General features: G+C 65.4%; 22 protein-coding genes and 1 tRNA gene. 11 read left to right on the top strand and 12 right to left on the bottom strand.

Translation table 11 applies throughout. From position 1 onward, the window contains the following. Window positions 1-23 precede the first annotated feature (23 nt). The 8 genes from tolR to AC06E7_RS02240 all read left to right on the top strand — a co-directional run bounded on the left by tolR (window position 24) and on the right by AC06E7_RS02240 (window position 6,086). The gene (gene tolR / locus AC06E7_RS02275) at window positions 24-452 is read left to right on the top strand and encodes a protein TolR (RefSeq protein WP_068853752.1); all 429 of its coding nucleotides are present in this window, start codon (window positions 24-26) and stop codon (window positions 450-452) included. Then, window positions 442-1,503 carry a cell envelope integrity protein TolA gene (tolA, locus tag AC06E7_RS02270; RefSeq protein WP_478062788.1) on the top strand — a complete coding sequence of 354 codons (1,062 nt, stop codon included), beginning with the start codon at window positions 442-444 and terminating at the stop codon, window positions 1,501-1,503. Before tolR ends, tolA begins: the two co-directional genes overlap by 11 nt. Before the next feature lie 154 nt (window positions 1,504-1,657). After that, window positions 1,658-2,980, top strand: coding sequence for a Tol-Pal system beta propeller repeat protein TolB (tolB, locus tag AC06E7_RS02265; RefSeq protein WP_068853750.1), 1,323 nt, complete (start codon window positions 1,658-1,660; stop codon window positions 2,978-2,980). Window positions 2,981-3,045: 65 nt separating this feature from the next. Continuing rightward, window positions 3,046-3,561 carry a peptidoglycan-associated lipoprotein Pal gene (pal, locus tag AC06E7_RS02260; protein ID WP_068853749.1) on the top strand — a complete coding sequence of 172 codons (516 nt, stop codon included), beginning with the start codon at window positions 3,046-3,048 and terminating at the stop codon, window positions 3,559-3,561. Between the two features lie 3 nt (window positions 3,562-3,564). Further along, window positions 3,565-4,383, top strand: coding sequence for a tol-pal system protein YbgF (gene ybgF, locus AC06E7_RS02255; protein WP_068853748.1), 819 nt, complete (start codon window positions 3,565-3,567; stop codon window positions 4,381-4,383). Between the two features lie 116 nt (window positions 4,384-4,499). Then, window positions 4,500-5,198, top strand: coding sequence for a 7-carboxy-7-deazaguanine synthase QueE (queE, locus tag AC06E7_RS02250; protein ID WP_210130895.1), 699 nt, complete (start codon window positions 4,500-4,502; stop codon window positions 5,196-5,198). Between the two features lie 75 nt (window positions 5,199-5,273). Further along, window positions 5,274-5,939, top strand: coding sequence for a 7-cyano-7-deazaguanine synthase QueC (gene queC / locus AC06E7_RS02245; RefSeq protein WP_068853746.1), 666 nt, complete (start codon window positions 5,274-5,276; stop codon window positions 5,937-5,939). A gap of 71 nt (window positions 5,940-6,010) precedes the next feature. Continuing rightward, window positions 6,011-6,086 (top strand) — tRNA-Lys (locus AC06E7_RS02240). 102 nt (window positions 6,087-6,188) lie between these two features. Here the strand turns inward: AC06E7_RS02240 and AC06E7_RS02235 are convergent. The 7 genes from AC06E7_RS02235 to AC06E7_RS02205 form a co-directional block, all read right to left on the bottom strand. Then, the gene (locus AC06E7_RS02235) at window positions 6,189-7,115 is read right to left on the bottom strand and encodes a 2OG-Fe(II) oxygenase (protein ID WP_478062785.1); all 927 of its coding nucleotides are present in this window, start codon (window positions 7,113-7,115) and stop codon (window positions 6,189-6,191) included. 281 nt (window positions 7,116-7,396) lie between these two features. Continuing rightward, window positions 7,397-8,572 (bottom strand): site-specific integrase, encoded by a 1,176-nt coding sequence (locus AC06E7_RS02230; protein ID WP_478062784.1) that lies wholly within the window; start codon window positions 8,570-8,572, stop codon window positions 7,397-7,399. After that, window positions 8,572-8,793, bottom strand: a complete 222-nt coding sequence (locus tag AC06E7_RS02225) for a hypothetical protein (protein WP_478062782.1) — start codon at window positions 8,791-8,793, stop codon at window positions 8,572-8,574. The genes AC06E7_RS02230 and AC06E7_RS02225 overlap by 1 nt, the downstream gene beginning before the upstream one ends. Before the next feature lie 283 nt (window positions 8,794-9,076). Next, window positions 9,077-9,568, bottom strand: a complete 492-nt coding sequence (locus AC06E7_RS02220) for a hypothetical protein (protein WP_478062780.1) — start codon at window positions 9,566-9,568, stop codon at window positions 9,077-9,079. A 149-nt stretch (window positions 9,569-9,717) separates the two neighbouring features. Next, complete coding sequence (locus AC06E7_RS02215) at window positions 9,718-10,290, bottom strand: hypothetical protein (RefSeq protein WP_478062778.1); 573 nt, start codon at window positions 10,288-10,290, stop codon at window positions 9,718-9,720. Then, complete coding sequence (locus AC06E7_RS02210; RefSeq protein ID WP_478062776.1) at window positions 10,287-10,517, bottom strand: hypothetical protein; 231 nt, start codon at window positions 10,515-10,517, stop codon at window positions 10,287-10,289. Before AC06E7_RS02210 ends, AC06E7_RS02215 begins: the two co-directional genes overlap by 4 nt. Before the next feature lie 33 nt (window positions 10,518-10,550). Continuing rightward, window positions 10,551-11,633, bottom strand: coding sequence for an acyltransferase family protein (locus tag AC06E7_RS02205; RefSeq protein WP_478062775.1), 1,083 nt, complete (start codon window positions 11,631-11,633; stop codon window positions 10,551-10,553). Window positions 11,634-12,065: 432 nt separating this feature from the next. Here AC06E7_RS02205 and AC06E7_RS02200 point away from each other — a divergent pair, with 432 nt between their 5' ends. Beyond that, window positions 12,066-12,956, top strand: a complete 891-nt coding sequence (locus tag AC06E7_RS02200) for an NAD-dependent epimerase/dehydratase family protein (protein ID WP_478062773.1) — start codon at window positions 12,066-12,068, stop codon at window positions 12,954-12,956. Between the two features lie 73 nt (window positions 12,957-13,029). Continuing rightward, window positions 13,030-13,710, top strand: coding sequence for an MliC family protein (locus AC06E7_RS02195; protein ID WP_478062772.1), 681 nt, complete (start codon window positions 13,030-13,032; stop codon window positions 13,708-13,710). A gap of 39 nt (window positions 13,711-13,749) precedes the next feature. Here AC06E7_RS02195 and AC06E7_RS02190 read toward each other — a convergent pair whose 3' ends face one another. Both AC06E7_RS02190 and AC06E7_RS02185 read right to left on the bottom strand, forming a co-directional pair. Next, a complete protein-coding gene (locus AC06E7_RS02190; RefSeq protein WP_184126755.1) occupies window positions 13,750-14,412 on the bottom strand; it encodes a DUF3011 domain-containing protein in 663 nt (220 codons plus the stop codon). Window positions 14,413-14,518: 106 nt separating this feature from the next. Further along, window positions 14,519-14,920: a response regulator gene (locus AC06E7_RS02185; protein WP_478062770.1), complete on the bottom strand. Its 402-nt coding sequence runs from the start codon at window positions 14,918-14,920 to the stop codon at window positions 14,519-14,521. 162 nt (window positions 14,921-15,082) lie between these two features. Between AC06E7_RS02185 and AC06E7_RS02180 the strand changes: the two genes are divergently transcribed. Continuing rightward, window positions 15,083-15,394 (top strand): TFIIB-type zinc ribbon-containing protein, encoded by a 312-nt coding sequence (locus AC06E7_RS02180; RefSeq protein WP_478062769.1) that lies wholly within the window; start codon window positions 15,083-15,085, stop codon window positions 15,392-15,394. Window positions 15,395-15,424: 30 nt separating this feature from the next. On the opposite strand, the gene AC06E7_RS02175 is transcribed toward AC06E7_RS02180, so the two are convergent. Genes AC06E7_RS02175 through AC06E7_RS02165 form a run of 3 tightly spaced genes read right to left on the bottom strand, consistent with a single transcriptional unit; the run spans window position 15,425 to window position 18,692 of the window. Next, the gene (locus tag AC06E7_RS02175) at window positions 15,425-15,937 is read right to left on the bottom strand and encodes a GNAT family N-acetyltransferase (RefSeq protein ID WP_217538409.1); all 513 of its coding nucleotides are present in this window, start codon (window positions 15,935-15,937) and stop codon (window positions 15,425-15,427) included. Beyond that, complete coding sequence (locus AC06E7_RS02170) at window positions 15,937-16,920, bottom strand: copper resistance protein B (protein WP_478062767.1); 984 nt, start codon at window positions 16,918-16,920, stop codon at window positions 15,937-15,939. Before AC06E7_RS02170 ends, AC06E7_RS02175 begins: the two co-directional genes overlap by 1 nt. Beyond that, window positions 16,917-18,692 carry a copper resistance system multicopper oxidase gene (locus AC06E7_RS02165; protein WP_478062766.1) on the bottom strand — a complete coding sequence of 592 codons (1,776 nt, stop codon included), beginning with the start codon at window positions 18,690-18,692 and terminating at the stop codon, window positions 16,917-16,919. Before AC06E7_RS02165 ends, AC06E7_RS02170 begins: the two co-directional genes overlap by 4 nt. Window positions 18,693-18,714: the final 22 nt, after the last annotated feature.

The raw sequence follows: 18,714 nt of genomic DNA, 5'->3' as shown, positions 1-18,714 counted from the left end.
GCGCCCAGCACAAGGATCACGCCATGACCGCTGCCATCGGCCGCCGCAAGCGCCGCAAGCTCAAATCCGAAATCAACGTCGTGCCGTACATCGACGTCATGCTGGTGCTGTTGATCATCTTCATGGTCACCGCGCCGCTGCTCACCCTGAGCTTTGAAGTGGACCTGCCCAGTTCGCAGGCCAAGGCGCTGGAGAGCAAGCAGGACCCGGTGATCGTCTCGGTGCGCCTGGACGGCCAGCTCAGCCTGAAGCTGCCGGAAGCCAAGGAGCCGGCGCCGATGGACGCCGGCCAGCTGCAGGCCCAGCTCGGCGCGCTCGCCGCACAGGACAAGAACCTGCGCGTGATCGTGGCCGCCGACAAGGCCGTGGCCTATGAAAAGGTGGTCGCGGCGATGGACGTGATCAAGCGCGCCAACGTGGAAAAGGTGGGCCTGGCGACCGATGCACGCTGAAGCCCTGCCATCGCAGCGCCAGCCGGAAGGCGAGTGGGGCCTGCCGATCGCCCTGGCGATCCTGGTCCACGTGCTGCTCGCGCTGGTGTTCATCGCCGCCTGGCTGTGGTCACCCCAGCGCAGCACCGAAGCGGCCGCCGGCGATCCGGCCATTGAAGCCAGCCTGCAGCTGTCGGCCTCGGAAGCCGCTGCGGCACGCCAGGCGCTGCGCGCCTCGGAAAAACTGCCTGACCTGCCCGAGCCGGTGGCCGAGCCGATTCCGGTGGAAGAAGACACCGTGCCGCCGCCGCAGCCGCTGCCCGAGCCGCGCCCGCAGGACGCGCCCACCCCGCAACAGCAGAACGCCCAGGAACGCATCGCCCAGCCCGACACGGTCGACCAGACCGCGGTCAACGCGATGTCGATCTCGGCCGAGAAGGCCAAGCAGGAGCAGGAAGCCAAGCGCCGCCAGGAGCAGATCGACCTCACCGAGCGCAAGCGCGTGGAAGAGGCCGAGCAGAAACTGCGCTTGGCCAAGCAGCAGGAAGAGGCCGCGCAGAAGAAGAAGCTGGCCGAGCAGGAGCAGAAGGCCAACGACGTCAAGGCAGAAGCCGAGCGCCAGAAGAAGATCGCCGAGATCCGCAGCCGCCGAGAGGCCGCCGAGAAGGAAGCGAAGCTTGCCGAGCAGAAGCTGCACCAGCTGGCTGCCGCGCGTGCCGCCGCAGGGCAGTCCACCGCCGGTTCCAGCGGCGCCGCCCAGCCGGCCGCCGGCGGCGGCGGTACCAGCGACGACCTGCGTGCCAAATACGCGGCAGCGATCCAGCAGAAGGTGCTGGCGGCATGGACCCGCCCGGACAACGTGCCGTTCGGCCAGCGCTGCAAGATCGTGATCGTGCAGCTGCCCGGCGGCAACGTGAACTCGGCCAAGGTCAGCCCGGATTGCCCGTTCGACGAAGCCGGCCGCCGTTCGATCGAAGCGGCCGTGCTCAACGCCCAGCCGCTGCCGTACCGCGGCTTCGAAGAGGTGTTCTCGCGCCAGCTCAACTTCACCTTTACCGCCCAGGACAACTGATCCCGGGCGGGCAGGCCGTGCCCGGTTTCGTTAATGACACGTGATTTTTCGTGGCATGACCACTCGGATTTCACACCCGGTTGGTTCATGATTGCGAAACCGTTCACCGCACTGCTGTTATCCCTCGTTCTGGTTTTCCCCCTATAGAGCGCCCATGAAGAAGATGCCTCGCTGGTTTGCCGTGTTCGCGGCTTTGTTGTTCCTGCCACTTGCCGCCGCTGCGCAGCAGAGGGGCCTGGACATCGACATCATCGGCGGCAACGCCTCCGCGCTGCCCATCACCGTGGTGCCCATGCCCTACCAGGGCTCGGCCGCCGCCCCGCAGACCGACGTGGCGCAGGTGGTCCGCGCTGACCTGGAGCGTTCCGGCCAGTTCCGCACCCTGCCCGAAGCGCAGATCGTCGAAAAGCCCACCCGTGGCGGCGAGATCCAGTTCGCCACCTGGCGCGCGCTGAAGCAGAACTACATCGTGGTCGGCCGGGTCATGGACGCCGGTGCCGGCGCCTACCGCGTCGAATACGAGCTGTATGACGTGCCCAAGGGCGAGCGCCTGCTGGGCCTGGCGATGACCGCCCGTGGCAATGCCATGCGCGACGTCGCCCACCAGATGGCCGACGCCATCTACGAAAAGATCACCGGTGTGCGCGGCGCCTTCTGGACCCGCATCGCCTATGTCACCGCCAGCGGCAAGGGCGATGCCATGCGCTACGCGCTGATGGTGGCCGATTCGGACGGCTTCAACCCGCAGACCATCGTGCGTTCGGCCGAGCCGCTGCTGTCGCCCTCGTGGAGCCCGGACGGCAACCGCCTGGCCTACGTCAGCTTCGAGCGTGGCAATTCGGCGATCTACATCCAGAACATCGCCACCGGCGCACGTGAGCTGGTCACCAGCTTCCGCGGCATCAACAGCGCCCCGTCGTTCTCCCCGGACGGTCGTCGCCTGGCCCTGTCGCTGTCGCGCAGCGGCAACCCGGAAATCTACGTGATGGACCTGGGCAGCAAGCAGCTCACCCAGCTCACCAACCACTTCGCCATCGACACCGAGCCGACCTGGAGCGCAGACGGTTCCAGCGTCTACTTCACCTCCGACCGTGGCGGCCGCCCGCAGATCTACCAGGTCTCCTCCAGCGGTGGCAGCGCCTCGCGCGTGACCTTCCAGGGCAACTACAACGCGACCCCGAGCATGTCCTACGACGGCAAGAAGCTGGTCGTGGCGCAGGGCAGCGGCAATACCTACAAGATCGCGATGATGGACAGCAGCCTGGGCTCGCCGCGCTGGAGCACGCTGTCGCCGGGTTCGCTTGACGAGTCCCCCACGTTTGCGCCCAACGCAAGCATGGTGCTGTATGCCGCCCGCGAGGGTGGTCGTGGAGTGTTGTATGCCGTGTCGGCTGATGCGCGCGTGCGCCAGCGGCTGGTACTGGCCGACGGTGATGTCCGCGAACCTTCTTGGTCGCCATACCGTACAAAGCGCTAACAGAGTGTTAAGATCCGCACGTATTCATCCCTACATCCGGCTTTAGGAGCCTCAAAGGTAACTACATGAACAAGACCACCCGCGTTTTGCTTGTCTCCCTGCTGTCCGTGGCCGCTCTGGCCGGTTGCTCCAAGAAGGTCAAGGAACAGCCTGCTGCTCCGGTCGACACCGGCAGCACCTCGCAGCCGACCGGCCCGTCGACCTCCGGCCTGTACGGCCCGGGCGACCTGGACACCGACGCCTGCCTGCGCCAGCGCGTTGTGTTCTTCGATCTGGACCAGGATGCAATCAAGCCGGAATTCCAGGCCCAGATGGCTTGCCACGCCAAGTACCTGCGTGACCGTCCGTCGGCCCGCATGACCCTGCAGGGTCACACCGACGAGCGCGGTTCGCGCGCCTACAACCAGGCCCTGGGTGAGCGTCGTGCCAACGCCGTGTCCTCGGCGCTGCAGGCCAACGGTGGTTCGGCCAGCCAGATCACCGTCGTGTCCTACGGTGAAGAGCGTCCGACCTGCACCGAGTCGAACGAAGGTTGCTGGTCGCAGAACCGTCGCGTCGAAATCGTCTACACCGCGCAGTAATCCATGCGCATCGGCATCAAAACCCTGATGCTGGTCGTTGCGGCAGCCCTTGTGGCTGCCGCACCGGCGCAGGCCCAGCGGCAGAGCCTGGCCGACCGCGTTGGCGCGCTCGAGCAGCAGGCCTACAACAACAGCTCCAACCAGGACCTGTTGAACCAGGTCAACCAGCTTCGGCAGCAGATCCAGCAGCTGCAGAGCACGGTTGAGCAGCTCCAGAACGAAAACGCCCAGCTCAAGCAGACCTCGCAGGACCAGTACCTGGACCTGGACGGGCGTCTGAACCGTATTGAAGGTGGCTCGGCCCCGATCCTTCCGGCCGCTCCGGCCGCGAACGCCCCGGCCGTTGCCCCCAAGCCCGCCGCACCGGCAGTGGCCGCCACCGAGCGGCCGCCTTCCGTGCACGGCGACCCGGGCAGCCTTGCCGCCAGTGGCGACGAGCGCACCGCGTACAACGTGGCCTTTGATTCGCTCAAGGCCGGCAAGTACGACGACTCGGCCCAGCTGTTCCTGAGCTTCCTGGAGCTCTATCCCAATGGCGTCTACACCCCCAACGCGCTGTACTGGCTGGGTGAAAGCTACTACGCCACCCGCAATTTCCCGCTCGCCGAGGCGCAGTTCCGCGACCTCATCGCGCGTTACCCGACCCACGACAAGGCCTCTGGTGGCCTGTTGAAGATCGGCCTTTCCCAGTACGGCGAAGGCAGGATCGATGAAGCCCAGGCCACCCTGGAGCAGGTCGTCAACACCTACCCCGGTTCGGACGCCGCGCGCACCGCGCAGGACCGTCTGCAGGCCATCCGCCTCGGCCAGCAGATCCGCTGAGGCCCCGACCGGCCAAGGCCGGTATAATCAAAGGTTGGCCCGACTGTTTCGGGCACCGTAGAGCCAGGCCCTGCCTGGCTGCTCTCGTTTCCGTAACCGCACACCAGACGCCCACGATGACCACCCCCCTGTCCGCCGCCGCCGCGCTCCCCAGCGAGATCGTGCAGTCGCCCCTGCCACGGCTGAAGATCACCGAGATCTTCACCTCCCTGCAGGGCGAAGCCGATACCGCCGGCTGGCCGACCGTGTTCGTGCGCCTGACCGGCTGCCCGCTGCGCTGCACCTACTGCGATACCGCCTACGCCTTCCACGGCGGCACATGGTGGGATATCGACGAGATCGTGCGCGAAGTGCTGGCCCAGGGCGTCCACCACGTGTGCGTGACCGGTGGCGAGCCGCTGGCGCAGAAGCGCTGCCTGGTGCTGCTGGAAAAGCTCTGCGAGGCCGGCCTGGACGTCTCGCTGGAAACCTCCGGCGCGCTGGATGTGAGCGGCGTGGACCCGCGGGTGTCGCGCGTGGTCGACCTCAAGACCCCCGGTTCGGGCGAAATGGCACGCAACCGCCTGGAAAACCTGCCGCTGCTGACCCGCCGCGACCAGATCAAGTTCGTGCTGTGCAGCCGCGAGGACTACGACTGGGCGCGGGGCATGGTCCGCGAGCACCGCTTGAACGAGCGCTCGATGGTGCTGTTCTCGCCCAGCAAGGGCCAGGTCAGCCCGCGCGAGCTGGCCGACTGGATCGTGGAAGATCGCCTGCCGGTCCGCTTCCAGATGCAGCTGCACAAGATTCTGTGGGACGACGAACCGGGCCGCTGAGCCCGTTCGTTGCCCCTTGATGTACCGGCGCGGGACAGCGTGCTGGCTTTCCCGCAACCCACCGGAAACACCCTCATGAAGAACGCAGTTGTCCTCCTGTCCGGCGGCATGGATTCCGCCGCCGTCGTCGCCATGGCCCGCGAGCAGGGCTTCGCCGTGCATGCGCTGAGCGTGCGCTACGGCCAGCGCCACACCTCCGAACTGGACGCCGCCGCGGCCGTGGCCAAGGCGCTGGGCGTGGTCGCGCACAAGACCGTCAACGTGGATCTGCGCAGCATCGGCGGCTCGGCGCTGACCGACGACATCGACGTGCCCGAAGCGGGCGGCGAGGGCATTCCGGTCACCTACGTGCCGGCACGCAACACCATCATGCTCTCGGTCGCGCTGGGCTGGGCCGAAGTGCTGGGCGCCAACGACATCTTCTGCGGCGTCAACGCCGTGGACTATTCCGGCTACCCGGACTGCCGCCCCGAGTTCATCAGCGCCTTCCAGACCCTGGCCAACCTGGCTACCAAGGCGGGCGTGGAAGGGGCGGGTATCCAGGTGCACGCGCCGCTGCAGTTCCTGAGCAAGGCCGACATCGTGCGTGAAGGCGTGCGCCTGGGCGTGGATTTTGGCCTGACCGTGTCCTGCTACAACGCCGACGACAGCGGCGCGGCCTGCGGCCACTGTGACGCCTGCCGCCTGCGCGCGCAGGGCTTCGCCGACGCCGGCGTGGCCGACCCGACCCGCTACGCCTGATCGCCGGGCTACGCCTGCGCCGCAAGATGGGTTAGAATGCGCACCCCCGGCGCGAAGTCGGGGCATGCAATGGGCCGTTAGCTCAGTCGGTAGAGCAGAAGACTTTTAATCTTTTGGTCGATGGTTCGAATCCATCACGGCCCACCAATTGCATCAACGACTTAGGCGCCCTATGGGCGCCTTTTTTGTGGTCGTGGAAAAATTGGCGGAAATATTGGGGTGTTTCACGCCTTCAACCTGCCGTCTGGCTCAGCGCCTTAAGCGCACGAAGGCGCGCTTGGCCAGGTACAGTAGGTTGCCCCCCAAACCGGCGTCCTGGGCCTTCCGCAGCGATGTGTTCTCGGCGTAGAGCGACATGATGTGCGCATCTCGTTGCCAGATCAGATCGCGAATCTCGGCCACGTCCGCGCCGGCAAGCGTGTGCCCTTCGACGATGCGTTCGGGCAGCTGGCGCTTCACGTACAGGGTCGTGTGGCGGTCGACGATCTCGGCCTGCGGCCTCTCCCTGGTGTAGAAGTAGAGCGCAATGGAGCGGCGCGTCTTGCCGGCATGTTCGGTGGGCAGCTGGATGGCGTTGAAGCCATGCCAGGAGCGCTCGGAGGTCTCAAACAGGACGCCACGATTGAACGTGGGCGCGATGGACAGGTCCGGGCGTGCGGAGGCATGGGGATCCCGGAACAGTTCAAAGCACCCGCCCCAGTGCGGTTCCCATGTGGGATTGAGGTAGACGAGCAGGTTCAGGCGCCGATGCCAGCGCTCGCTCGGGTGGTAGTTGAAATCTACGTGAGGGTCGAGGCTCATCCCGCTGTGGTTCTCGTGGGTGCCGCCGCCCAGATACCACGGGTCGTACAGAAGGCCTTCGATGCCGGTGATGCGCGATAGCAGCTTGAGGAACTGCGGGGTCTGGATCGCCGCATCCAGTGCGCGGAACGCCGGGCCCAAGCCGCGGATCTTTTCCATGGTGGATTTGCCACCGAGCTGGCCGTTGTCGCCCATCCGGTTCCCTTGTTCGAAGGAGGGGAACTCGACGTACAACCGATTCACGAAGTCGCGTTGAAAGAAGTCGTCGATCACCAGGTTTGGAAACGGCGGCGCGGATCTGAAGCGCGCGGCGATACGACTTGCATCGGCAAGGATCTTTGGATTCAGGATGGAACCAAGGTCATGACTATCCATACTTCACGGGTGCGGTGTTGCGCACCAGCCTCCACGAGTTGCGTTGGCCGCAATGGTACGGAGCGCTTCGCCGCGGGTCGTTTCAATGCAAATTGCCGCCCGGAAAAATTCAACAACGCGCTGAGATCATCTCGATCACGGTCGGCTTCACGACGCTAAAAGCAAACTAGGTGGATGTTGTCGCGCTTGTCGTAGCTGGCTGTGCGCGGTAGCCCAAGGCTCATCTCTTGAAGAAACCGGGCGCTCATCAAGCGCCGGTTTCCAGTTGGTGCTCGAGCGTGTCAGCGCACCTTTCGTGGTGGCTTCACAAGCGGGACTTCGTGGTCGTACCGCTGCCGCATGGCTTCGGTCCGGTGGCCGCCGGCAGCCTTGTTTTCGCTGTCGGTGATACCCCGGTGCTTGAGGCCATGGAGCGAGAACCGCTCGCTCTCGTCGATGACGCCGGCACTGATCGCTTCGGTGATGAGACGCTGCCACGCTGTGTCCAGGGCGGACTTGCGGATCGGGTTGCCGCCGCGCTCCACCAAGAGGTAGCGATCGATGGCCCGCAACGGCACCGGCCGCACGCGGCCCTTGCGGTTCCAGATGCGGTGCCGGCGTTCGACCAGGTCATTCCAGGCCTGCAGCATTTCGTCGTCCCACTCGGTGATGTTGTCGCGCGAGCCTTTACGCCGATTGCTGTGGATTCCTTCTTCCTGGCGATGAGCATCGGTCAGCGTGCACACCTCGATACCGCGCAGGCGCACGCTGTAGGCGAGGACCATCACCGGCGCCAGGTAGTCCGACACGCGACCCAGCGCATTGGTGGGCAGAGCAGCACGCTCGCGCGCAAACGCCAGTACCGCGCGGTAGGCCTCCGGCGTGGGCATGCGGAACCGGCGCTGCTCCTTGGCCTGACGCACCCCCTTCGCCGGATTGTTGCTGCAATAGCCCATGCGCACGCCCCAGGACAGGGTGAGCCGCAGATAGCGGTGCAGGTGGTTCGCCTTGGTGGGGGTTGCCGGCAGCGCTGGCTGGGTGCGGTTGGCGGGTCGACCCGCCGCGAACGTTTCCACCAGGCGCTGCCCCACAGGCGTGGTGATGCGGCTGAACTGCATCGCGCCGAGCAACGTGCCGTCTTTGCGCACGTAGTTGGCCAGCACCTCGGCGTAGCTGAGGTAGTTCTTGCGCGTGCCGGTGGCCAGCTCCTTGAAGGCGCTGGACGCGTGGTAACGGTCGAACAGGAAGCGCAGGGTGCCGCGTGCCACGCCCGATGACCGCTCTTCGACCATCGCGTGCAGATCCGATAGCCGCGCGGCTGCGTGGGCGATGGTGCGCTTCACCCTGCGGCCGCCCTCGGGGTGATCGTCATAGACAAACCAGCGCTGATCGGCCCAGTACACACCCTTTGGCAACGAGTCCTGGTCGATGTGCCCCGGGATGGCGGGATTGAACTTCCTTTTCCTGCCACGTGCCATCAAATGAGGTCCTCTTCCCTGGTGTTGTCGTGGGGTCGATCAATCAGTCCCAGCGCAGCGTTCACGGCGTCGACCGTTGTCCAGATGCCGCCATGGCGGTCGTACTTGTAGCGGATGCCCTCGCGGTCGGCCCACCGCCGCACGGTGGCGGCGCGCGGCGGAGGGCCCTCGGGCGAGCAGATACGCTGCAGGGCGGAGAAACGCACGATACGGTCGGTCACGGCTTGCAACTCCTGGGCTGCATATGTGCCCAATCGCCGAGGGACAGGCCGAGTTGAACCACATTGCGGGCTGTGCCCTGCTCGGTGGCCGGGCGTCGGGCATACAGCCGCGCCCATTCCAGGACAGCACGTTCCGAGCTGGCGTGCCGACGGGTGTGGCAGCAGCGGCACTCGACGAAGTGCCCGCCGCCAGCCTCCAGGCGCCTGCCGTCCTCCATGAGCCGGGCGTTGTGCCCGGCGTGGCAGGCCTGCAGGGGACCCGGGGATGCGATCTGGCGAATCGTCATTGCGCCCTTTTCTGGCCCTCTCCTGCTTGACGCGGTGGGCACGCAGCAAGGGCGGCCAAGGCAGCATCCACGCGATGCCCCGCAACCCTGAGGTCGCAGCCGAATACGGTAGTGGCGGAGTGCACCAGTGCGCGCTGATGCGTGACAGCAGCGACGAGGTCGCGAACGAGGGCTTCCCGCTCGCTCGCTGGCGCGGTGGATTGCAGGCGGGCGATCAGGGCAGTGGCGAGGAGCTCCCGTGCGTGATGCAGGCCAACGACCTCCTCGTAGGGAGGCAGCGTGGAAGCGTACTCAGCCCTGGAGGTGAGTTCGGATAGCAACGATGCGGGTTCGACACTCTTCGCACTTTGATAGATGTCCTGAAGCGCTGACCTGCGACGGTCCATCTCAGCGTCAGATAGTGTGGTGATAGCCTCTGTTTCGGGTCCGGTGTCGATCTCCCGCGATCGTGCGGCGGCGGCTGGGTTCAACTCAGCTTGCTGTTTCATGGCTCTCTCCGAGCTTCGTGTTGGGATGGCCCAGCTCGCAACAGTGCAGGTTGGCGAGGACTAGAGGCGGGACATGGGACACCAGTTCCGCCCTCCATCAACCGGCTTGAGATGGATACTCAGCCGGCTGTGGTTTCGCGATTCCGTCTCTACAGGAACACGTAGCCAATGAGAAAGTCCAAGGAACCGGTCGGGACATTTTCACAATTCGGATAGAACGTGTCGAAGTGGCGCAGCTTCCTGTCAAATACGTACTTGCATCGATAGATGGGCTTCGTATCAGGAAGCGGGACATCGCTGATGTACCCGATCATGCCGAAGGTGGTGAGGAACTGCCCTTCGCAGTTCGGGTCCGGTGACGTGAAGTACGCCTCGGTGTGCCCCCAGAGCGCGCAGGCGTAGAGGGGTTTTGAGTTGGAGAAGGGCGTGCCTGAAATGAAACCCAGAGAGCCTTCGGCTCGCCAGCCAAACTGGTCCCAGTTGTCCGGGAAAAAGTGAAGCGTCGCATGTCGCTCCGCCCGGCCGTTGTAAAGCCTGGTGATCTCCCTCAGGCTTGCCCCGTCAGGCAGGGAAAGGGTGCTTGCCCTAATTCCCGCAGCGGGCACGTGTAAACCCTGGTTGTTGGGAGCCTGGAGATCCTCTCCTTGACTGGCCGATGCGGTCGTAGATGTGATGCCGACACCGGCGAGCAGAGTTGCGAGCGCCAAAATGGACCTTGTCATGAATCATCCTGTTTGTTTGCGGGATCCGTTCCCGCGCCAGAATCGTAGGTAGTCGATTTCGTGCTCGGAATGACCGAGTTCGCAGATTCGTCTCGGACGTCATCAAATATGTCGCCGATGTACAAAAACGGAAGCGGGCGCACGGTGCGGAAGTGAGCTTCAACACTGTTTGGGGTGAAGCACCAGAAGCGAAATAATGCTGGTCGCGACATCTTGCGCAAGGTCATCGAACATTCTCCGGAAGCGATGCGGTCCAGGCATCAGCGGAATGTTCCAGCAGCCTTCCATCGATAGCGAAGATCGAGAAGTGGTCGCTCAATTCGTTTGTGGATCAGGTTGCCGGAGAGGCACGCAACGAAGACGGTGAAGAGCAGGAAAAAACCATGATTGAGCCAATGCGCCGAAGGTAGGAAGTGGCCCCACATTCGACCGATGGCGGATATAACGAAGATGTGGGACAGGTACAGGGAATAGGAGGCATCTCCCAACTCGATGAGCAGTCGGTTCGGGCGGTGGCCAGACGTCTCGAGCAATGCCGATCCAGCGATCAGCAATGCACTTCCCAGGCCTAGATGGATCACGCGCCGCAATGGGGCGTTGAACTCGGAATCCGATGGGGGCAACAGCGCAGCCGCCAACAACAACACGCCGAGACCGGTAATGAACAATAGAGATCCGAATCGAGGCGGAATGCGGCGCCAGTGCAGCCCCGTCAGAACACCTGCCAGGAACTCAAACGTCAGAGGGCTGAAGACGACCGATGCCGTTGGCGCTCCTTCATCAAATCCCTTCCAATAGCCGAATCCGACGAGACTTCCCCATGCCATGGTGAAGAGGCTGAGTCGTTGCCGGGTTCCATAGGCGAGCGCCAGCGCAAGCGAGAAGACCAAGTAGAAGTAGGCTTCATGGACAAGCGTCCACCCCACCGCCAGCACCGGCAGCTGTTGGTGTGGAATCAAGAGATACGAAGCAGCGATGCTCTGGTCGGCGTAGGAGCTGTTCACCATGGCGGGGGCGACCGACATCAGCAACACCACCAGGGTGGTGAACATCCAGTACAGGGGGACTACGCGCCACGCCCGCTGCGTCAGGAAGTCGCGCGCCGCGCCTGGGCCGGACCCTTTGCCCCGGGAGATGCTGGCCATCACGAATCCGGAGAGCACGAAGAAGAGATCGACGCCCGCGTCGGCGTTTCGGCCCAGCCAGTCGAGCAGCGCATGACCTTCCAGGTAGCGGAGTTCCACGAAGCGAAGATGAAAGATGAGTACTGCCACCGCGGCGATGGCACGCAACGCCTGCAGCGATTCGAAGCGCTCGCCCGCAAGGTTGACAGTTTGGCTCATTGACTTCACGTGCGTGCCTGAGCCGGTAATGAGACGCAGGCGGCGGGGCGGGCCGGTTCTGATCGGAAGCAGTTCAAAAGCATGTTCCCTGGTATCGCGTCAGCACATCGCTAGGACGCGATTTTCTGCGGTCGATTCGGACGCTGGAAACAGACCCTGACGCTTCCGACGTGGCCACGCGCTCGAAAAGCGACGGCGAGCACGTTATCGAACGTCAGTGGACGCATCTGGGAGTTATCCAGTTTAGTTGTTGCGCGACGCCGCTCTTGATTCGAATGTCGCTTCCGGTTCTGACGCTGGGGTAGGTGTGATGATGAGGTCTGCCGCCGAGGGCGGTTGGGCTGGTTGCGGCATGAATCCAGCCACGCAGGGCGTGGCTCTACTACACTGGTTGCATCCCGGTAGCTCCCGGGCGCTGACATGTGCTCTCCAGTGAAGATTCTCCTGACAGGAAGTTCAGGCCGGGTAGGTCGCGCCATCTTTGGCGCCCTGGCCGCCCGCCACGAGGTGGTGGGCATTGACCGGAGCCCCTTTGCGACCACGCGTCACGTGGCCGATTTCACCGATACCCGGATGCTGGCCAAGGTGCTGCAGGGCGTGGATGCGGTCATCCATGCCGCTGCGCTGCACGCGCCGCATGTGGGCCTTTTCAGCGACAGCGAATTCCAGCGCATCAACGTGGAAGGCACCCGCACGCTGGCGATGCTGGCGCGCGAGGCGGGCGTGCGGCGGCTGGTGTTCACCAGCACCACCGCGCTGTATGGGCACGCCATCGTGCCGGGGCGCTGCACCTGGGTGGATGAGCAGACCACGCCCCAGCCGCGCACCGTTTACCACCGCTCCAAGCTGGCCGCCGAACAGTGGCTGGAAGAGGTTGCTGGACCGGACCTGGATGTGCGCGTGATCCGGATGTCGCGCTGCTTTCCGGAGCCGCCGGAACGCATGATGCTGTACCGGTTGCATCGCGGCATCGATGTCCGCGACGTGGCGGATGCGCATGTGGCTGCGCTGACCAATCACGGCCCGGCGTTCCAGCGTTACCTGGTCAGTGGCTGGACGCCGTTCCAGCGGGAGGATTGCGAGGCGCTGGTGACGCACCCGCGTGACGTTCTGGCCCAGCGGTGCCCGCAATGGTTGGCCGAGTACGACCGTCGCGGATGGTCACTGCCGGTGGTGGATCGCATCCACGACGCGCGCGCCGCCAGTGTCGGCCTGCAATGGCGCAGCTGGCGCGGGCCGGAAACGATCCTGGAGCAGCTGGCGGTGGGCAGTATCGAAGTCCTGCCCGATACCGCCCGCGTCGATGATTGCACCGTTGAATAGCGCGCTTACACGCCGCCTGAGCGCGGCATGGCGCAGACTAGGTAAATTGAGTAGCAGGCGCTGTGGAGGTGCCATGAACCGTTTTGTCCTGATCGGCCTGGGCGCGCTGGCGCTGGCCGCCTGCAAACCCACGCCGACCGATACGGCCGCAGCTCCCCCCGCACCCGCCACGAGCGAAGCTGCGTCCGAATCGCCGAAGCCGGCACCCGCGCCAGCCGCGCTGCCGGCGGCGGGTTCCGAGGGCCCGTCGTTCGATTGCGCCAAGGCCGGCTCGGATGCGGAGAAGACCGTATGCGGTGACGCACGGTTGTCCGCATTGGATCGGGAGCTGGCCGCGCTGTACAAGGCAGCGCAGGCCGGTCCGGGTGAGCTTGACGTGGCCGCTGAACAGCGCGGCTGGATCAAGGGCCGCGATGCCTGCTGGCAGGCGGTGGACGCCAACCGCTGCCTGCTCGAGTCGTACCAGACCCGCATCGTCGAGCTCCGCCTGGCCGCGGCCACTGGGCCGGGACCGGCCGCGACGCAGTATCAATGCGATGACGCCAGCAAGCCGCTTTCGGTGGTGTTCTACAACGAGCTTGACCCGCAGGTTGCGGTCATTCGGTTGGGTCGCGACCAGGCCATCGCGTTTGCCGCACCGTCAGCCAGTGGCAGCCGCTACACCCGCGAGGGCGTGGAGTTCTGGGAGCACCAGGGTGAGGCCACACTGGAGTTCTACGGCACGCGTCTGAGTTGCAAGGTGGCAGGCAAGTAAAGTGAAGTGGGTGCCGGCACAGGCCGGCACCGACTCACCTCAGCGTACGCGGCGGTAGCGGACTTCGTTCTGACGATCGCCCACTTCGGTGGTGACAAAGCCATCGCGGCTCTGGTTGATGTCGAACACGCTGCTGCCCACGTTGAGCTGGCCGCCATTGACCCAGCCCGACAGGTTCTGTCCGCTGGCCTGGGCCGACATTCGGCCATCGGCTTCGATGCGCATGCGGATGTCGGTGTTGTACATCGGGTTGTAGCCCTCGAACTCGCCCACCATCCACTGCGGCACGTACGAGGTATGACGCGCGCCCTGGTAGTTGCCATCGTCGTAGCGCTCGTCCTGCTTGTTGGCGTTGTGCACCAGCGCGCCCAGGATTGCCGCACCGACCAGCACGCCGGCCGCCACCTTCGCATCATGGTTGTCGTCGTCGCGGTCATGGTGGCGATCATCGCCGCGCACCCGGAACGAGGCGCGGCAGCCGTCGTCGACCCACACATTGCGTCGGTCATAATCCCAGCTGCGTCCTTGGCGGCAGTCGGCACCGGACAGCTTGCGGTCCAGCGTGACATAGCCGGCGTAGGGCAATGCACAGGACTGGTAGCGGTTGTCGCGGCTTTCGCAGGTGACAAAGTCATCCGCGCGCACGTCGGTCAGCGTGGCCAGGAGTAGCAGGGGCGTGCCAAGCAGCAATCGGGTCTGCATGATCAGGATTCCGGCAAGGGAGGTTCACTTGCCGAACGATGCGCAGGGCTTGATGAAATCCTGATGAAAGCAGGGCGCGGCCAGCGCGCCCTGTCGGCTTCCGGGCTCAGGCCGCCCGATCCACATCCTGGTCGCCGAAGCAGGCGCGGATCGCATCCAGCAGCTCGGTCATCGAATAAGGCTTGGGCAGGAAATGAATGCCCGGCGCCAGTTGCGGGGTGACCCGGTCCGGCTGCAGGCCGGAGGTGACCAGTACCGGCAGGCTGGGCTGGTGGTGGCGGATGCGGTGGGCAGCTTCAATGCCGCTCAGCCCGCCGAGGCAGACGTCGGTGAATACGAGGTCGAAGCGCTCGCCGGCCTGCAGCAGGCCCAAGGCGGCTTCGGCCGAGCTGACGGCGGCCACGTCGCAGGCCTGGCTTTCCAGCGCCATGCGGCTCAGTTCACGGGTGTCTTCGGTGTCTTCGATCAACAGCACGCGCGGTGCAACATGGCGCTTGGACAACAGCATGACGCGGGTTCCCCTGCAGGGTTTGGGTGGAAAGGCGCGGCAGTATGGGCAGCAGAAGGTGAGGGCATCGTGCAAAAACCGTCAGCCGAGCGTTGTTCTGTTGTGCGCGGGTCAGGTAGGCCACGGTACAGTCGGGATCTGACCCCGAATGGAGCCAAATCGATGCAATGCCCCGTATGTACGACCCAGGCGCTGGTGATGTCCGAGCGCCAGGGCATCGAAATCGATTACTGCCCGCAATGCCGGGGCGTGTGGCTGGACCGTGGTGAGCTGGACAAGATCATCGAGCGCTCGGCCGGTGCGGCCGCGCCCGCCCCGGTGCGTGCCGCCGCGCCGCCTCCGCCGCCGCAGCAGGTCCACCCGCAGGTGCAGCACCGCGACACGCGCCACCTTGGCCAGCAGCACTATGGCGATGGCCAGGGCTACCGCAGGAAGAAGAAAGAAAACTTCCTGTCCGACCTGTTCGATTTCTGATCGCCCACGCGGTCCGCGCGCCGGTCCTGCTCAGGGCCGGCGCAGGATGAATTCCAGGTCGCGGCTTTCGCCCACCGGGAATTCATAGGTGCCTACCTGCACACAGCCGTAGCGCGCGTAGAAGCGCTGCGCGCCGAAGTTCTCCGACCACACGCCCACCCACAGCGTGCGGCGCCGGGGCTGGTCCAGCCAGTCCAGCAACGCGTCCATCAGCCGTGCGCCGTGGCCGCCACCTTGGTGGCTGGCGTGCACGTACAGCCGCTTCAGTTCGATATCGCCTTCCGTCGCCAAGGCATGGGCCAGGCTGTTCGGCCCGGCTGCAAGGTAGCCGATGGCCTGCTCGCCATCGAACAGCAGCCATGCGGCGCTGAGCGGATTTTCCAGCTCACGACGCTGGGGTGCGGGTGAGTAGTGCGCGTCGAGGAAGTCGCGCAGGTCCTGCGGCGGATACGAGTCGCCGAAGGTCTCTGTGTAGGTGGCCATGGCCAATGCAGAGAGCAGCTCTGCATCGGCAGGCGTTGCACGGCGGATCTGCAGTGCCATCAGAACCAGACCCGCACCCCGGCCACCCAGCGGGTGTCACGGGTGTGCTCGCCCGCTGCCTGGTGGTAATCGGCCGTGTCACCGAACAGGCGCTCGTGGCTGACACCGATGTACGGGGCGAAGCGGCGGCTGAACTCGTAGCGCAGGCGCAACCCGGCCTCGACCTTGTTCAGGCCCGCACCCATGCCGTGCTCGGGTTCGTCCCTGGCGGCGAGCGTGGCCTCCACCAGTGGCTGCAGGATCAGGCGGTTGGTGAGCAGCAGCTCGTACTCGACCTCCATCGTGGCAGCCAGTTGTCCGCCTTCGCCGACGTACGCCGTCGCCGAGGTTTCGAACTTGTACGGGGCCAGGCCCTGGATGCCGAACGCGGCCCAGGTGCGCGAGTCCGCCGGGCGGAAGTCCTGCTTCACGCCCACCAGCACGTCCCACCACGGTGACACGCTGCGCCCGTACAGCACTTCGAGATCGGACGACTCCGTGCGCCCGCCGCTGCGTTCGCCTTCGCTGCGTACCCACAGGCGGTTGATGTTGCCGCCGACCCAGCCGCTGGCTTCCCAGGCCTGGCCGGTGCCGTGCTGGCCATCCCAGTGTTCCAGCCGGTTGATCAGCAGCAGGCTGTGCACATTCGGTGCGTGCTCCATCGCATCATGGTTGATGGGCGGGAAGGCGGCCGCTCGGTCGGCGTCGGTGACTTCGGGAATGGGTTCGCGCGGAGCAACCGGCGCGGTGCCATGGCCCATGGCGGCGTGATCCATCGTCGAGTGATCCATCTGCGCGTGGTTGGCGCTGCCGTGATCCATGGTCGAGTGGTCCATCGTTGAATGATCCATCGTTGAATGGTCCATTTTCGAGTGGTCCATCTTCGAATGGTCGACCGCGGCCGGTGCAGCCGCGGGTGCTGCATCGGTGTGTGCGTGCGCATGCGACTGCGCCCACGCCGGCCCGGCGATGGCGCTTAGAAGGGCAACGGTGAGCATCTTCATTCTTCGATCCTCACTTCGCGCATCATCCCAGCTTCCATGTGGTACAGCAGGTGGCAGTGGTACGCCCAGCGGCCCAGCGCGTCGGCGCGCACGCGGTAGCTGCGGCGGGTGCCGGGCGGCATGTCGATGGTGTGCTTGCGTACCTGGAATTCGCCGTCTGCGTTTTCCAGGTCGCTCCACACCCCGTGCAGGTGGATGGGGTGCTGCATCATGGTGTCGTTGACCAGCACGATGCGCATGCGCTCGCCGTAGTTCAGGCGCAGCGGTTCGGCGCTGGCAAACGGAATGCCATCGAACGACCAGCTGAATTTTTCCATGTGGCCGGTGAGGTGAAGTTCGACCTCGCGCGACGGCTCGCGCCCATCGGGATCCTCGAACAGACTGCGCATCGCGCCATAGGTGAGGACCTGGCGGCCGTTGTCGCGCAGGCCGATGCCCGGGTCGTCGAGCTTGGGTCCGGTGGCCGCGCTCTGCATGTCGACCAGCGGGTTGCCGTTCTCGCTCGGTGCGTGGCGCGGTGCCTTGCCAGCGCTGCCATGGCCGGCGTGGCCCATGTTGGCGCCGCAGCCGCCTTCCATGCCCTTCATGTCGTGGCCCATGCCGCCCATGTCATGCCCCATGTCGCCCATCGTCAGCAGCGGGCGCGGGTCGCGCGCGGGAATCGGTGCCTGCAGCCCGTGGCGCACGGCCAGGGTGCCGGCGGCGTAGCCGGTACGGCCCATGTCCTGGCAGAAGATGGTGAACGCATCCTGGCCAGTGGGCTCGACGATCACATCGAACGTTTCCGCCGGCGCGATGCGGAATTCATCGATGCTCACCGGGTGGATGTACTGCCCGTCGGCGGCGACCACGGTCATCTTCAGGCCGGGAATGCGCACGTCGAAGTAGGTCATCGAACCGCCGTTGATGAAGCGCAGCAGCACCTTTTCGCCGCTGCGGAACAGCCCGGTCCAGTTGCCGGCCGGGGCGGTGCCGTTGAGCAGGTAGGTGTAGGTGTCGGCATTGATGTCGGAGATGTCGGTGGGGGTCATCCGCATCCTTCCCCACATGCCGCGGTCGGCCGTGGCCGCGCTCCAGCCATCGCGGCGCACGTCGCGCAGGAAATCGGGCAGCGTGCGCTTGTAGTAGTTGTCGTGCTCGGCGAGCTTCTTCATGCGCCGGAACAGCGCGCCGGGGTCCATGTCGGTCCAGTCCGACAGCAGGATCACGTGCTCGCGGTCGAACCGGTAAGGGGCCGGCTGCAGCGGGTCGATGATCAGCGCGCCGTACAGGCCGGCCTGTTCCTGGAACATGGAATGGCTGTGGTACCAGTAGGTGCCGGACTGCTTGAGGGTGAACCGGTACTGGTAGGCCTCGCCCGGGGCGATGCCGTTGAAGCTCAGGCCGGGCACGCCGTCCATGTTGGCCGGCAGCAGGATGCCGTGCCAGTGGATCGAGGTGGGGTGGCCCTGCAGGGCGTTGGCCACGCGCACGTTGACGGTGTCGCCTTCGCGCCAGCGCAGGATCGGCGCGGGCAGGCTGCCGTTGACGGTGATCGCCGGGCGGGTGCGGCCGGTGAAGTTGGCCAGTGATTCGCCGATGCTCAGCTGGAACTGCTGGCCGCTGAGCACCTGCGGGGCGGTGGCCACGCGGGGGGCGGCGTTGGCCAGGGCGCGCGCGGGCACGGCGCCTGCCAGGCCGGCAACCACGCCGCCGGCGGCCAGGCCCTGCACGAACAGGCGTCGCGACGGTACGGGCGGGGTTTCCGCGCCGGGGGAAGAGGGGTGTGACATTGCAACTCCGAATCGGATCCGA

The sequence above is a fragment of the Stenotrophomonas sp. Steno-Z4 genome (assembly GCF_056393145.1).
Note: the sequence above shows the minus strand (reverse complement) of the source record. Positions and strands in the feature narration are given on the sequence as shown.